A 16100-nucleotide genomic window follows, 5' to 3' on the forward strand; every position below is an offset into this window, starting at 1 on the left:
AATCGTTAATCACTATTTTGTATATTGTTCAATCTCCGGTTCTGCATCCGAGTTGTCCACATCTTCCCATTCCATCGGCTTGAATTTCTCCTGCAAGTACTGGAATGCCACGAACAGTGCGGGCACTATGAAGATTTGCAGAATCATACCGATTAACATACCGCCGATGGCAGACGTACCCAGCGTACGGTTACCGTTGGCACCCGCACCGGAAGCAAACATCAGCGGGAGCAGACCGACAATCATTGCCAACGACGTCATCAAGATAGGACGCAGACGGGCTGCGGCACCCAATACGGCTGCCCAGGTGATACTCATACCCATTCTGCGGCGTTCGAGGGCAAACTCTACAATCAAGATGGCATTCTTGGCCAACAGACCCATCAACATGATGAGGGCAATCTGCATATAGATGTCATTGGACATCGTACCCAGAATCATTTTCAGTGCCGGGATGCTGCCCAATGCGCCTATACCGCCTACAAAGAGGAAGCTACCCAGCAGACCGAACGGCACGGACAGCAATACGGATAAAGGCAGGATGTAGCTTTCGTACTGGGCACTCAGCAACAGATAAACGAATACGAAGCACAATATGAAGATGAGTCCCGTAGTGCTGCCACTCGTTTCGGCCTCTTCACGCGCCATACCTCCCAACTCATAACCGAAACCGGCAGGCAGGTTTTCCTGCGCCACTTCGGCAATGGCTTGCAGAGCCTGACCGGAAGTGTAGCCTGATGCGGGAGCCACCATCACCTTCATGGAGGTGTAGAGGTTGAAACGGCTGATGACGTCAGGACCATATACTTTCTTGATGGAGATGAACTGCGTGATAGGTGCCATCTCGTTGCCGTTGCGCACCTTGATGCTTTGCAGTGTTTCCATATTCTTGGTAGCATCAGGTTCGGCTTGTACCATTACGCGGTACATCTTACCGAAGCTGTTGAAGTTGGAAGCATACAAACCACCGTAATATCCCTGCAAGGTAGTCAAGATATCATTGGGGCTGATGCCTGCTTTCTTACAAGCGGCAGCATCAATGTCCAGCTGGTATTGCGGGAAGTGGGGGTTGAAGGAGGTCTTGGCGGAGTTGATTTCCGGACGCGCTTCCAGGGCAGCAGTATAGTTGTTCACCACGTCGAAGAAGTGGTTCAAATCACCACCCGTCTTGTCCTGCATGTTCAACTCGATGTCGCTTGAAGCCGAGTAACCCGGAATCATAGGTGGCGCGAAGAACAATACCTGCGCTTCCTTGATAATCTTTTGGGCGCGCATGTACAAGGTGGCGTACACAATCGTGGAGTTCTGCATCGTGGAACGTTCTTCCCAGTTCTTCAGCTTGATGATGAGTGAACCGTAGGAGGGGCCTTGACCGCCCAAGAAGCTATAACCTGAGATAACGGTACGTGACTGTACGGCAGGGTCTGCAGCAACCAAGCTGTCCACACGGTTCAAAATCTCTTGTGCGCGTTCTTGTGAAGTGCCCGGAGGCAGTGTCACAGCGCCCATGATGGTACCGGTGTCTTCGTTGGGCACCATACCGGTCGGGGTTATCTGCATGAATACGCCCAACAGTACAATAGAGCCGATAACCAGTCCTGCCGATATCCAGCGTTTCTGGATGAAGAACAGCACTTGTTTCTTATACTTGCCCAGGATACCGTTGTATGAGTCATTGAAGGATTGTTTGAACTTGTCGGTAGTCATACCTGCCAACGCCAGCACACTGATGATAATCATCAAGCTACACAGAATGGGGTGTTCGCTGAAGCTGAACAGACCGAAAATCATGCCCAGGATAGCTACCGTCACGAAGAGCAGTGTAATGCCGGGACGCATCAACCGGCCTATAGAGTCGGCATAACGTGCAATCATAATCTTGCGGGCTTCCTTGGCGGCAACGCCTACACGCTCTTTCAGACTTTCGTGTCCGCCGTTGTGAGGTTTCAGGAAGATGGCACACAGCGCAGGACTCAGGGTCAGGGCGTTCAGAGCCGAGAAACCGATGGCAATCGCCATGGTCAAACCGAACTGACGGTAGAAAGTACCTGCCGTACCTCCCATGAAGCTCACGGGAACGAATACGGACATCATCACCAACGTAATGGAGACGATGGCACCACCCAGTTCACTCATGGCATCGATGGAAGCTGTACGGGCCGATTTGTAGCCCTGGTCCAGCTTGGCATGGACGCCCTCGACGACGACGATGGCATCATCGACCACAATCGCAATGGCAAGCACCATGGCCGAAAGGGTCAGCAAGTTGATACTGAAGCCAATCAGTTTCAATACAAAGAAGGTGGCAATCAACGCCACGGGAATGGCGATGGCGGGAATCAACGTGGAGCGCATATCCTGCAGGAAGATATACACTACGATGAACACCAGGATAAAGGCCTCGATCAATGTCTTGATTACCTCATGTATGGAAGCGAAGAGGAAGTCGTTGGCACTCTGTGCAATGTTTATCTTCAAGCCGGCGGGCAGTTTGCTGGAATAGTCGTCCAGCAGGGCCTCGATATCCGAGATGGTCTGCGTGGCATTACTGCCTGCCATCTGGAAAATGATACAACTCACGGCTTTATGTCCGTTTACCATATTGTTGAATCCGTATGACAGACGGCCCAGTTCCACATTTGCTACATCCTTCAGACGGAGTATTTCACCGTTCTCCAAGGCCTTGATGACAATGTTCTCGAACTCCGTAGTCTGTTGCAGACGTCCTTTGTAGCGCAGGGTATACTGGTAGGTTTGGTTACCGCGCTCACCCAACTGGCCGGGAGCCGCTTCGATGTTCTGTTCGCTCAAGGCGGCAACCACATCGTTGGGGATAAGTTTGTATTGGGCCATTACATCAGGTTTCAGCCAGATACGCATGGAGTAGTCTTGTCCCAATACCATGGCATCGCCCACACCGTTGACACGTTTCACCTCAGGGATAAGGTTGATGTTGGCGTAGTTTTCCAGGAACTCGATGTTGTACTGGTCTTTTTCATCATAGATGGAGAATACCATCAACATGGAAGTCTGGCGTTTACGGGTGGTTACACCGATTTTGGTAACTTCGGCAGGCAGCAAGCCTTGCGCCATGGAAACGCGGTTCTGTACGTTCACCGCTGCCATATCGGGGTCGGTACCTTGCTTGAAGTAGATGGAGATGTCGCCCGAACCGCTGTTGGTGGCGCTCGAACTCATATACATCATATTTTCCACACCGTTAATCTGGTCCTCCAGCGGAGCGATAACGGAGTTAAGCACCGTTTGGGCATTGGCACCTTGGTAAGTCGCACTTACCGATACGGTGGGAGGTGCAATGTCCGGGTATTGGGTGATAGGCAAGGTAGCCAGACCAATAACTCCTAAGATTACTATCAGGATGGAAATTACCGTTGATAGTACCGGACGGTTAATAAATCTATCTAATTTCATTTCATGAACAATTAAGGAATTAAAAATTGAAGAATTTTTTTATTTTTCATTCTTTCATTGAAACGCAGTCTGAATATTGCCTTCTTTCTGGTCTTTTAGGGCCTTCTGGTATTCGGCTTCCTTTTCAGCAGGCGTGATGGGCGTGATGGACTGTCCGTCCTTCAGGTTCTGTACCCCTTCGATAACGATTTTTTCGCCTGCTTTCAAACCTTCCGTCACGTAATAATACTTGCCGTCGTCTAAGCTGAACACTTTAACTTCGGTATTTTTCAGCGTGTTGTCCGGTTGCAGTACGAATACGAACTGCTTGTCCTGGATTTCGGTAGTGGCAGACTGTGGAATCATGATGACATCATGCAGCGGGTTGGGGAATACCACATTGCCGGTGCTTCCACTACGCAGCACGTTGTGCTTGTTGGGGAAGAGGGCACGCATGGTTACCGAACCGGTAGTCTGGTCAATGACTCCGCTGATTGTCTCCACGCGGCCACTGTCGGCATACATGGTTCCGTCGATGAGCTGCAACTGTACATTCGGCATCTTTTCCAGAATTTCCTTGGTGCTACCGCCTTCACGAATCTGTGACAAGAGTTGGCGTTCGGTCATGGAGAAGTAGGCGTACATTTCGGAGATGTCGGCAACGGTAGTCAGCGGGCTGGCTACGGAAGGACTAACCAAGCTACCTACGCGGTAGGGAATGCTACCTACTACACCGTCACTGGGGCTGGTTACACTGGTGTATGACAAGTTGTTCTTGGCATTGACCAATTGGGCATTGGCTTGTGCTAGTTGTGCCTTTGTCTGTGCCAGCTGGTTTTCGGCCATTTGCAAATCGTAGTCACTGATGATGTTTTTCTTGTTCAGTTCACGTTTGTTGTTTACAGTCAGTTCTTGTGTGTTTACGGCAGCTTTGGCTGTTTCAACAGCAGCTTTGGCCGAATTTACGGCTGCCTGATACTGTACGGGGTCGATGCTGAACAACACTTGTCCTTTGCGCACTGTTGCGCCTTCGTCCACGTGCAATTTTGTGATGAACCCACTCACCATCGGGCGGATTTCTACATCTTGTTTACCCTTGATAGTAGCAGGGTAGCTGTTTGTCAAGTTGGCAGTGGTGGTCTTTGCCTCAATCACTGCAAATTCGGGAGCTTTACCCGTTCCTTTGTCGCCTTGTCCGCAACTGCTGAGCAGTGCCAGGCAACATGCCAATAATACTAATCTACTCTTCATACTCTTTTTTGTTCTCTGTATAATTTTATATTCTTCTTTTTTTCGATTCTTGAAAGGCGTTTTCGTGTGTAATTCATGATTTAGAAATAAGGCAGGAAAAAGAAAACTGAATACTCCTATTCAGTTTTCGTCTGCAAAAATATTCTTTTCTTAGTATATAAGGGGTGAAACACTTCCTTTTTTAACTATGTTTCATACATAGATGAGAACGAAAGGACATTTTTTGATTAAAATACTGTAAAGCATACCGCTAATTGGCAGATAACCTTTATTTTTGCAGCATGTTAGAACGTAAACGCCATACTAAAATGAAGCCGCTTTTCCGCAGGTTGTTGGGGGGTGTTGCCATAGCTGCCGCACTGTATTCTTGTGCCAGTGTGGGCCGTATTGAAGGAGGACCTTATGATGAGACTCCTCCGCGTTTTATTTCCGGTACTCCCACGCCCGGCGCACTCCATCACAATAAAAATAAACTTTCCATTGAGTTCGATGAATTTATCAAGCTTGACAAGCCGAATGAGAAGATTGTAATATCCCCTCCGCAGGTGCAGCAGCCCGAAATTAAGTCTAATGGGAAGAAGGTGGTCATCACTCTGCAGGATACATTGAAACCCAATACTACTTATACATTCGATTTTGGTGATGCCATCCAGGATAATAATGAGGGGAATCCCTTGGAGAATTTCTTCTATTCTTTCTCTACGGGCGACCGTCTCGACTCTATGGCTGTGGCCGGTACAGTACTGAATGCGGCCAATCTTGAACCGGTGAAAGGAATGCTGGTCGGTCTGCATGCCAATCTGGCCGACTCCGCTTTTACCAAACTTCCTTTTGAGCGGGTGGGGCGTACGGACAGTCGCGGACGCTTCTCTATCCGTGGAGTGGCTCCCGGCAAGTATCGCATTTATGCCTTGCAGGATGCCGACCAGAATTTTGCCTATTCCCAGCCGACGGAAGTGATAGCTTTTAATGACTCTATCATCATTCCTTCCATGGAAGAGCGCATGCGCCAGGATACGACCTGGATAGACTCGCTGACAGTAGATACGATTGTAGAACGTCAATATACCCACTACCTTCCGGATGATGTTCTGCTGCGTGCTTTCAAGGAGCTTTCCTTCTCGCAACGTTTTTTGAAGGCCGAACGGTTGACTCCGGAGAAGTTTTCGCTCTATTTCACTGCTCCGGCAGACACGTTGCCTTTATTGAAAGGATTGAACTTTAATGAGGAAGATGCGTTTGTTATAGAACAGCCTACCGGCCGGAACGATACGATTCATTATTGGATAAAGGATTCTCTGCTCTATAAGCAGGATTCCCTAAAAATGAGTATCACCTATTTGTATACGGATAGCCTGAAACGATTGGTACCCCGTACCGATACTTTGAATGTGCTGGCGAAGTTGACATACGACAAGCAGCAGAAGCAGAAGCAGGAAGCGAAGGAAAAGGAACAGAAAGAGCGTGAGAAGAAAAAGAAGAAGTTGAAGGAAGGTGAGGTGGAAGAGCCCGAGCCGACGGAATTCCTGGCTGTAGATGTGTATGCCCCTTCTGCAATCGATGTATATGATTATCTTACTCTGTCGTTTACGGAGCCGGTGGCAAGCATAGATACCACCGCTTTCCATCTGAAACTGAAAGTGGACTCGTTGTGGCAGGATATCCCGTTCGACTTTATGCGCGACTCTTTGGACTTGAAGCGTTATAATCTGTTTGCCGAATGGGCACCCGGCGAAAGCTATACATTTGAAGTGGATTCTGCTGCCATACGCGGGTTGTACGGGTTGTTCTCCGACAAGATAAAGAAGGACTTCAAGGCCAAGAAGCTGGAAGAGTACGGGCAGATATTCTTTAATGTGCATGGAGCGGACTCTCTGGCTTTTGTGGAACTACTGGACGGTCAGGACAAAGTGCTGCGCACGGTGCCGGTGGTGGATGGGAAAGCCGATTTCTATTTCCTCAATCCGGGCAAATATGGAGCGCGGCTGATAAATGATACGAATGGGAATGGCGTCTGGGATACGGGAAACTATGCCGAGAAGCGCCAGCCTGAAATGGTTTACTATTATCCGATGGTTCTGGAGCTTAAAGCGAACTTTGATTTGACCCAGGAATGGGATATTAAGGCCAAGTCCCTGGATAGGCAGAAGCCGGACGAACTAAAAAAACAAAAACCAGATGAAGACAAGAAAAAGCAAAACAGGAACAAAAATAACCGCAGTGGCAATAGCAGCCGCAACAGTGGTAGAGGCCATAGCTATTAGGCGGAAGCAATTGTTCATTCTATTAATGGTGGGAGCGGTCTGTTTGGGAACCTCCCAGTCTGTTCAGGCCCAATGTACTGCAAAGAATGAAGCTTTCCAGTCGGGCGAGCATGTCATGTACGATTTATATTTCAATTGGAAGTTCATTTGGAAGAAGGTGGGTCTGGCAAGCCTCACTACCAATGCCACGACTTACCATTCCGAGCCTGCATTTCGCTTTAACTTGCTTTGTGTAGGCAGTAAAAAGACCGATTTTTTCTTCAAGATGCGTGATACGTTGACTTGTTATGTCAGCGATAGGTTGGAGCCGATCTACTTCCGTAAAGCGGCGGAGGAGGGAAGCCGCCATACGGTGGACGAGGCTTGGTTCTCCTACTCGGACGGACTGGCGAATGTAAAGCAGAGACGCACCTGGCACAATCCCGTGCGTGAGGCTCAGGAGATGGAATACAGTGATAGTCGCTGTATCTTCGATATGTTGAGCATTTTGGCGCAGGCGCGCTCTTATGACCCTAAAGACTACAAGGTAGGGCAGAAGATACTCTTTCCCATGGCCACAGGACGCAGGGTGGAAGAGCAGACGTTGATTTACCGCGGCAAGGAGGAGGTCAAGGCGAATAACGACACCGTTTACCGCTGCTTGGTATTCTCTTTCGTAGAGTACAAGAAAGGTAAGGAGAAGGAGGTCATCACCTTCTTCGTATCCGATGATAAGAACCACCTTCCCATTCGCTTGGACATGTATTTGAATTTCGGTTCGGCCAAGGCATTCTTCAAGAGTGTCCGGGGCAACCGCTATCCGATGACGTCTGTGGTAAGGAAAAAGTGATGTTATCCCCTTTTCTAAATACACTGGATTCGAAAGTGGCAATCAGTTTTCCCTCCTGGTTGGTGACGTCGATCTGGTAATATCCGGTGGTGCGGCCGATGTAGCGTTCGCGTGCTTCGGCATACAGTACATCGCCCGGTCCGCTGCTGCGCAGGAAGGTGATATTGGACGAAAGAGAGAAGGCCAATGTTCCGTGGGAGTTGGCTGCTGCTGCCAGTGCCAGGTCGGCAAGGGTGAAGATGGCCCCTCCTTGCGTACGGCCTCCTGCATTGAGATGCTCTGCCGTGATAACCAGGCGTGCCTTGCTGTATCCTTCCTTTATTTCTATCAGTTCTACACCTGCATTCGTGGCGAAGCGGTCGTTCTTAAAAAACTCTTGTGCGGTCATGGGGAGTAATGATTAATGTTTAGTGATTAATGGGTGGAAAATATGTGCTTCCGGACGCAAAAGTAACGATTTTAGCCATTAATTGAATTATTTAGGCGGGTCAAATCTGTACACTTGCTCTACTTTTGCAGCATGAAAAATCATAAACTCTTAATAAATAAATCCCTTATTATGAAAACAGTCCTCACTACATTGGGAATCTCCCTCCTTGTATTGGCAGGTTGCGCAGGGCAAAAGCAGGCTGAAAGCAACTTTATCCAAGAAAACATTGATAATGCTGTGGCTCAGGAGACAATTCAGACAGACATTATCGAAAAATCCGGTAAAATCCTTAATCCCCGTACCATTGATAAGGATGGGAACATTGTCTATGTACCTATCGACGATTGGTGTTCCGGCTTCTTCCCCGGTAATATCTGGCATATGTACGAGTTGACCGGTGACCAGAAGTGGCTGCCGCTGGCAGAGAAGTATACCGAGGATTTGGATTCGGTACAATACCTTACCTGGCACCATGATGTGGGCTTTATGATTGGCAGCAGCTACTTGAACGGATACCGTTTTGCGGGTAAGGAGGAGTACAAGCCGGTCATCATACAGACAGCCAAATCATTGTCTACCCGTTTCCGCCCTGCAGCAGGCGTACTTCAGTCATGGGATGCAGACAAGGGGTGGCAGGCTGAACGTGGCTGGAAATGTCCCGTTATCATTGATAATATGATGAACCTCGAACTGCTGTTCGAAGCTTCCAAGCTGTCCGGCGACTCCACTTTCTACAACATAGCCCGGAAGCACGCCGATACGACTATGGCTAACCATTTCCGTGAGGACAACAGCTGCTATCATGTGGTGGATTATGACCCCGAAACCGGTGAAGTCCGTAAGAGACAGACTGCACAAGGCTATGCCGACGAGTCTGCTTGGGCACGTGGACAAGCGTGGGCCTTGTACGGCTATACCATGTGCTATCGCTATACACACGATGCCAAATACCTGGAGCAGGCTGAAAAGGTCTACAACTTTATCTTCAACAACAAGAATCTTCCGGAAGACTTGGTTCCCTACTGGGATTTCGATGCTCCCAATATCCCGAATGAACCTCGCGATGCTTCGGCAGCTGCCTGCACGGCGTCCGCCCTTTACGAGCTGAGTACTTATCTGCCGGATAAGGGATACAAGGAAACCGCCGACCGGATTATGGAAAGCCTCGCTTCTCCTTCCTACCGTGCCAAGGTGGGTACCAACGGCAACTTCATCCTGATGCACTCTGTGGGCAGTATTCCTCACGGTGCGGAGATTGATGTACCGCTGAATTATGCCGACTATTACTTCCTGGAAGGATTGATGCGTAAAAGAGACTTGGAAAAATGAAAACTCAATTAAATATTTTGTTAGGTGGTTTAGGTTTGTTCGCCTTGCAGGGCTGTAAAGCCCCGCAGGCGGAACAATCCGTCCAGCCGAATGTCATTTACGTTTTTCCCGACCAATACCGTAACCAGGCGATGGAGTTCTGGGGCCAGGAAGGTTTTCGCGAGAAAGTGAACTTTCGGAATGACCCGGTGCATACCCCACGCTTGAATGATTTTGCCCGGGAGTCGGTGGTATTGACATCTGCCATGAGCAACTGCCCGTTGAGCAGTCCCCACCGTGGTTCTCTGTTGACGGGAATGTATCCTAATAAGAGTGGTATTCCATTGAATTGCAATTCGAGCCGTCCCATCAGCTCCCTGCGTGAGGATGCTGTGTGTGTGAGTGATGTTTTCTGCAATGCCGGATATGACTGTGCCTACTTTGGCAAACTGCATGCCGACTTTCCTACCCCCAACGACCCCGAACGTCCCGGACAGTATGTGGAAGACCGTGTACCTGCATGGGATGCCTATACGCCGAAAGAACGTCGTCATGGGTTCAATTACTGGTATTCTTACGGTACCTTTGACGAACACAAGAATCCGCATTACTGGGATACGGAAGGCCGTCGCCACGACCCGCGCGAGTGGTCACCGTTACACGAATCGGGCAAGGTGGTGTCTTATCTGAAGAACGAGGGGAATGTACGCGACCCGAAGAAACCTTTCTTCATTATGGTAGGCATGAATCCTCCCCATAGTCCGTACCGTTCTTTGGACGACTGTATGGAGGAAGATTTCAATCTCTATAAAAACCAGCCTCTGGACAGCTTGCTCGTCCGTCCGAATGCCGACTCCAAGATGCTCAAGGCAGAGAGTGCACGCTACTACTTTGCTTCTGTGACGGGTGTCGACCGTGCTTTCGGTCAGATACTTGATGCCTTGAAGGAACTCGGGCTGGACAAGAATACCATTGTCGTGTTTGCCTCCGACCATGGAGAGACCATGTGTAGCCAGCATACGGAAGACCCGAAGAATTCCCCGTACTCCGAGTCCATGAACGTTCCTTTCCTGGTGCGTTTTCCCGATAAGATTAAGCCTCGCGTGGACGACTTGATGCTTTCCTCGCCGGACATCATGCCTACCTTGTTGGGGCTTGCCGGTCTTGCCGACTCCATTCCGGCCGAGGTGCAGGGGCGCAACTATGCACCGCTTTTCTTCGATGAAAAGGCGGATATTGTACGTCCCACCGGCGCTCTCTACATCCAGAACCTGGACGGTGAGAAGGATGCGGAAGGCATGGTCCGTTCCTACTTCCCTTCGTCGCGCGGCTTTAAATCGGCGCGCTACACGCTGGCGCTCTACATTGACCGCGAAAACCATAAGCTGGTCAAAAGTTTGTTGTTTGACGATGAAAAGGATCCGTATCAGATGAATAACCTTTCTTTGGAAGAAAACCAAGAAGTCGTAAAAGACCTTTGCGCAGAGATGGGCAAAGTGTTGAAAGAGATTGATGATCCTTGGTATAAGGAAGGTATCTTGAAGGATATGATACCTTATTGATTGGAAATGGGTTATAGATAATCCTCCATAAATTGCTTGAACGTTTTTTGCGACCCGCTTCGACTGATAGTGAACTATTTGTCGGAGCGGGTTGTTTGATTCAGAATGGAATAAATTACCAATACGTATTAAGTAAATGATGGAGATGAAGTATAGACTATGGGCTTGTTTGTTGTTTTTGCCGATGGTCCTTTGGGCGTCCGGGCGTCCGAAAGTGGCTGTCGTACTCAGTGGGGGTGGCGCCAAAGGGACGGCGCATATCGGTGCTCTGAAAGTAATTGAAGAAGCGGGTATCCCTATAGATTATGTGGTGGGCACTAGTATGGGGGCCATTGTGGGCGGTTTGTATTCTATCGGATATACCCCACAGCAATTGGACAGTATGGTGAATGCCCAGAACTGGAAATTCTTGCTCTCGGATGCCCCCAATCCTAAGGATGTGTTGCTGGATGACCGGTTGAAGTCGGAGCGCTATGTACTCTCCATTCCGTTTTCTTTGAAATCTGCCGCTGTTTCGGATGCGGGTATCATAAAAGGGAAGAATCTGGCACGTTTGTTCTCCACATTGACAGAAGGTTACCAGGATTCTGTGGATTTTAGCCGTCTTCCTATTCCGTTTGCCTGCGTGTCGGAAAATCTGGTGAATGGCAGCGAAGTAGTGTTCCATGAGGGAATACTGGCCACTGCCATGCGTTCCAGCATGTCCATTCCCGGTGTGTTTGCTCCGGTAGACCTGGATGGAATGGTGTTGGTGGACGGTGGAATGGTGAATAACTATCCGGTAGATGTGGCGCTTGCCATGGGGGCCGACTACATTATCGGGGTGGATGTGCAGAGTCCGCTGCTTAAGGCTTCCGAGCTGAAATCGGTGAAAGACATCTTCGGGCAAATCATCAATCTGCAAGGAGAGAAGAAATACCGTGAGAATCTGCGTAATACCGACGTGTTGATAAAGGTGGATGTCACCGGCTATTCGGCTGCAAGTTTCACCAAAGAGGCCATCGACACTTTGATGGTGCGGGGAGAGCGTGCTGCCATGGACAGTTGGGACGGACTGCTTGCCCTGAAACGGAAGCTGGGACTTGCAGAAGATTATCAGCCTCGCCGCCCGGGACCTTTCCGCTTGCCCGGCGCGGCTGTTGATAGGGAGATTCCCGTTGATTCCCAAATAGCCGCCCCTGCTGTACGGGAGAACAAGCTGAATGTCGGTTTTCGTTTTGATACGGAAGAACTGGCGGCGTTGCAGGCAAATACGGACTTCTATTTCGGCCGGCAGCGGGAGTCGCTGGCCAGCCTCACCGCCCGTCTGGGCAAGCGTACACTGGCACGACTCGGATATAGTTATCAGTGGGACGGTGGATGGCAGGCAGGACTTGCCTATCAGTTCGACTATAAAGATATGAATATTTATAATGAAGGCAAACGGGCGCTGGATTTGACTTTTACACATCAGCTGGTCCGTATGGGGGCGGCGAAGGACTGGAACAATATCCAGGTCAGTTTGGGCATTGACTTTGATTACTACCACTATCATGATTTGCTGTCGCTCGACCCGTTGGCTTCGGCACTGTTTGAGAATTCGTCCTTATTCAGTTACTTTGCCGGACTTGTGTTCAACAACTTGAATGAGAGGAGCGCCCCTACAAAAGGCATGTCGTGGGCGGTATCCTACCATCTCTATACGGATAACCTCTTCCAGTATAAAGACAACAATCCTATTTCTGTTTTCGATGCCCGTTGGCAGGGATGTTTCTCTCCGTCGAGTAAGCTCACTGTCACTCCTTCGTTTTATGGACGCGTATTGTCCGGAAGCGATAATTATCCTTTTGCCATCATCAATATGGTGGGGGGGACCATACCGGGGCGCTATATGCCACAGCAGATACCGTTTACGGGCATCAACCGTGCGGAACTGTCACAAGCCGCATTGCTGGTTGCAGGGCTGAACCTCAGACAGCGTATCTTGAAAAACCAGTATATATCAGTGATGGGCAGTTATGGGCGAAACTCCGGGAAGTTTCATCAGATTCTTGACTCTTCCGAATCGGTTGATATGGCAGGGGTAGGCATCGGCTATATGTACAAGAGTTTTCTGGGACCAGTGGAGATACAATTGAATTGGTCCAACCAGACGAAGAAAGTAGGGTGGTATGCCGGGTTCGGATTCGTATTCTAACAGGGATGTATCAAAATACACAATCACCATAGGATTATACAGATTTTATTTTTCAGTTAAAAGAACAGAAGAACAAGAGAAAAATATGTTCTTTTGTTCTTCTGCCTAAAACTTACCCCAATCTGTATGATTCTGTGGTGAGTTATGATACCTTCGTTATTTATTCAGCTTCCATTCGCTTCCGTCCTTACCGTCCTTAATCTCGAAACCGAGCGCGGTGAGTTCATTGCGGATTTTGTCGGATGTAGCCCAATCTTTGTTGGCTTTTGCCTTTGAACGCTCTTCCAATAGCATGTCCACTACCTTGCCGAAGGCAGCTTCACGCTCTTCGTTGGAGGCGTTGTCTTCTTGTAATCCTAAGATGTCGAAGCAGAAGAGGTGGAAGGTTTCCTTCAATTCTTTCAGGTCTTCGGCTGTGATGGAATCGTTTCCAGCTAGGATATTGTTTACCATCTTGGCGCCGTCGAAGAGGTGGGCGATGACAATCGGTGAGTTCAAGTCATCATTCATGGCTTCGTAACACTTGGCACGCAGGGATTTCACGTCTATGGTGGAGGTTGCAGCAGGGGTAATCTTGTCCAGTCCATGTACAGCATCCATCAGTCTTGCCAATCCCTTTTCGGCGGCTTGCAGAGCTTCGTTGCTGAAGTCTACCGTACTGCGGTAGTGGGCTTGCAGGGTGAAGAAGCGGATGGTCATTGGGCTGTAGGCTTGCTCCAGCATGGGGTGTGTGCCTTTGAAGAGCTCTTCCAATGTGATGAAGTTACCGTAAGACTTACCCATTTTCTGTCCGTTCACGGTCAGCATGTTGTTGTGCATCCAATAATGTACCATATCTTCCCCTTGGGAAGCTACGGATTGTGCAATCTCGCATTCGTGATGCGGGAAGATAAGGTCCATGCCGCCACCATGAATGTCGAAGTGCTCGCCCAAGTATTTCTTTCCCATGGCTGTACATTCGGCGTGCCAGCCGGGGAAGCCGTCGCTCCACGGGGAAGGCCAACGCATGATGTGTTCCGGTTGCGCACATTTCCAGAGGGCAAAGTCTGCGGGGTTGTGCTTCTCGCTCTGTCCGTCCAGTTCGCGGGTGGTGTTGAGAACATCATCCAGGTTGCGTCCGGAGAGCTTGCCGTAGTGATGGTCCTTATTGTATTTTTCTACATCGAAATAAACGGAACCTTCACTTTCGTAGGCATATCCGTTCTTCAATATCTCCTTTACAAGTTCTATCTGTTCGATGATGTGGCCGCTGGCATGTGGCTCGATACTGGGAGACAGCACATTCAATGCATCCATCGCCTTATGATAGCGGTTGATGTAGTACTGTGCCACTTCCATTGGTTCCAGTTGTTCCAGACGGGCTTTTTTCGCAATCTTGTCTTCACCTTCGTCGGCATCGTGCTCCAGATGGCCCACGTCGGTAATGTTGCGGACATAGCGCACCTTGTAGCCGATGTGCGTCAGGTAGCGGAACAGCAGGTCGAAAGTGATGGCAGGGCGTGCATGTCCCAAGTGCGGGTCACCGTACACGGTCGGTCCGCAGACATACATGCCTACATGCGGTGCATGCAGCGGTACGAACAGCTCTTTTTTTCTATTTAAAGTGTTGTAAATGGTCAGTTGATGTTCCATAACAGTTGATTATTAGTTCTTTTAGGAGTACAAAGGTATAATAAATCTGTGAAAATCTATAATGATATTCTGTTTTATAAGAGTAAATGCAACGGATTTCACCTTCGTTTATTACTTTTGTATCCATGAAGTCAGATAAACGTGTATTGCTTGGCATGAGTGGCGGCACGGATAGTTCCGTGGCCGCCATGAGGTTGCAGGAAGCCGGTTATGAGGTGACTGGCGTGACTTTCCGTTTCTATGAGGCAGGAGATGAGACCGGGTATTTGGAAGATGCACGGGCTCTGGCCCTGAAGCTGGGGATGAAACACATTACCTATGATGCACGCGAGCTTTTCCGTTCGCGTATTATCCGCTATTTTGTGGAAGAGTATCTAAGGGGGCGTACTCCCGTTCCTTGCACGGTCTGCAATAATGAGCTGAAGTGGGCGCTGTTGGCTAAAATAGCCGATGAAAAGGGGATTTATTGGATTTCTACCGGACATTATGTGCGTAAAGTCTTGTCCGGAGGAAAGTATTATATAGCTCCTGCTGCAGATAAGGACAAAGACCAGACTTTCTTTCTGTGGGGATTGAAGCAGGACATCCTGCAGCGTATGTTGCTTCCGATGGGAGATATTACGAAAAATGAGGCGCGCTCGTATGCGGCGGAGCGTGGTTTCGGGCAGGTGGCTGCGAAGAAAGACAGTATAGGTGTGTGCTTTTGCCCTTTGGATTACCGTTCCTTTTTAAAGCGTGAGGTTCCTGAAACACTATTACCCGGTAAAGGTAGATTCGTCGATGAAAAGGGGGATTTCTTGGGATGGCATGAGGGCTATCCGTTTTATACCGTAGGGCAACGTAGGGGCTTGGGTATCCATCTGAACAAGGCTGTTTTTGTGAAAGAGACAAGAGTGGAAAGCAATGAAGTCGTTTTAGCTCCGCTCTCTTCCCTCTACAGGCAGGAAATGTGGCTGGGAGACTGGAACCTGGTGGAGAATAGTCGTGTGCTGGGTGCAAACGAGGTTATTGTGAAGATACGCTACCGTAAGCAGGCAAACCGGTGCAGGGTGACTCTTACGGTGGAAGGTCTGTTACGTGTCCGTCTGATAGAGCCGCTGGAATCCATTGCACCCGGGCAGGCAGCGGCTTTCTATGATAAGGACGGATACTTGTTGGGCGGTGGAATTATTCTCTGAACCTTACATTCGTTTTATAGCTTCTCGAACAAAAGATAGTAAATGTTGTTAATTTTATG

The 16100-nt window shown here is 49.1% G+C and carries 10 protein-coding genes; 6 read left to right on the forward strand and 4 right to left on the reverse strand.

The annotated features are described in order from the left end of the window. Positions 1–12: 12 nt before the first annotated feature. Both DWZ03_RS08760 and DWZ03_RS08765 read right to left on the reverse strand, forming a co-directional pair. Entirely contained in the window at positions 13–3432 is a 3420-nt protein-coding gene (locus DWZ03_RS08760) for an efflux RND transporter permease subunit (RefSeq protein ID WP_005826019.1), read from the reverse strand. Between the two features lie 54 nt (positions 3433–3486). Next, positions 3487–4662 carry an efflux RND transporter periplasmic adaptor subunit gene (locus DWZ03_RS08765; protein WP_005833830.1) on the reverse strand — a complete coding sequence of 392 codons (1176 nt, stop codon included), beginning with the start codon at positions 4660–4662 and terminating at the stop codon, positions 3487–3489. 308 nt (positions 4663–4970) lie between these two features. Here DWZ03_RS08765 and DWZ03_RS08770 point away from each other — a divergent pair, with 308 nt between their 5' ends. Next, positions 4971–6926, forward strand: a complete 1956-nt coding sequence (locus DWZ03_RS08770) for an Ig-like domain-containing domain (protein WP_005833829.1) — start codon at positions 4971–4973, stop codon at positions 6924–6926. Continuing rightward, the gene (locus DWZ03_RS08775; RefSeq protein WP_120129657.1) at positions 6841–7755 is read left to right on the forward strand and encodes a DUF3108 domain-containing protein; all 915 of its coding nucleotides are present in this window, start codon (positions 6841–6843) and stop codon (positions 7753–7755) included. Before DWZ03_RS08770 ends, DWZ03_RS08775 begins: the two co-directional genes overlap by 86 nt. Here the strand turns inward: DWZ03_RS08775 and DWZ03_RS08780 are convergent. Continuing rightward, entirely contained in the window at positions 7700–8143 is a 444-nt protein-coding gene (locus DWZ03_RS08780) for a PaaI family thioesterase (RefSeq protein WP_005826009.1), read from the reverse strand. The two genes, DWZ03_RS08775 and DWZ03_RS08780, sit on opposite strands and share 56 nt — an antisense overlap. A gap of 171 nt (positions 8144–8314) precedes the next feature. Here DWZ03_RS08780 and DWZ03_RS08785 point away from each other — a divergent pair, with 171 nt between their 5' ends. The 3 genes from DWZ03_RS08785 to DWZ03_RS08795 all read left to right on the forward strand — a co-directional run bounded on the left by DWZ03_RS08785 (position 8315) and on the right by DWZ03_RS08795 (position 13231). After that, the gene (locus DWZ03_RS08785; RefSeq protein ID WP_005826007.1) at positions 8315–9514 is read left to right on the forward strand and encodes a glycoside hydrolase family 88 protein; all 1200 of its coding nucleotides are present in this window, start codon (positions 8315–8317) and stop codon (positions 9512–9514) included. Next, complete coding sequence (locus DWZ03_RS08790) at positions 9511–11055, forward strand: sulfatase (protein ID WP_016272089.1); 1545 nt, start codon at positions 9511–9513, stop codon at positions 11053–11055. Before DWZ03_RS08785 ends, DWZ03_RS08790 begins: the two co-directional genes overlap by 4 nt. Positions 11056–11200: 145 nt before the next feature. Beyond that, a complete protein-coding gene (locus DWZ03_RS08795) occupies positions 11201–13231 on the forward strand; it encodes a patatin-like phospholipase family protein (RefSeq protein WP_171028974.1) in 2031 nt (676 codons plus the stop codon). 156 nt (positions 13232–13387) lie between these two features. Here the strand turns inward: DWZ03_RS08795 and cysS are convergent, their stop codons facing one another. Beyond that, positions 13388–14863 carry a cysteine--tRNA ligase gene (gene cysS, locus DWZ03_RS08800; protein ID WP_008662079.1) on the reverse strand — a complete coding sequence of 492 codons (1476 nt, stop codon included), beginning with the start codon at positions 14861–14863 and terminating at the stop codon, positions 13388–13390. Positions 14864–14988: 125 nt separating this feature from the next. On the opposite strand from cysS, the gene mnmA reads away from it, so the two are divergent. Further along, a complete protein-coding gene (gene mnmA / locus DWZ03_RS08805; protein ID WP_034532616.1) occupies positions 14989–16041 on the forward strand; it encodes a tRNA 2-thiouridine(34) synthase MnmA in 1053 nt (350 codons plus the stop codon). The last annotated feature ends 59 nt before the right edge of the window (positions 16042–16100 follow it).

The sequence above is a fragment of the Bacteroides sp. AF29-11 genome, assembly GCF_003602895.1.
GTDB classification, from domain to species: Bacteria; Bacteroidota; Bacteroidia; order Bacteroidales; family Bacteroidaceae; genus Bacteroides; species Bacteroides uniformis.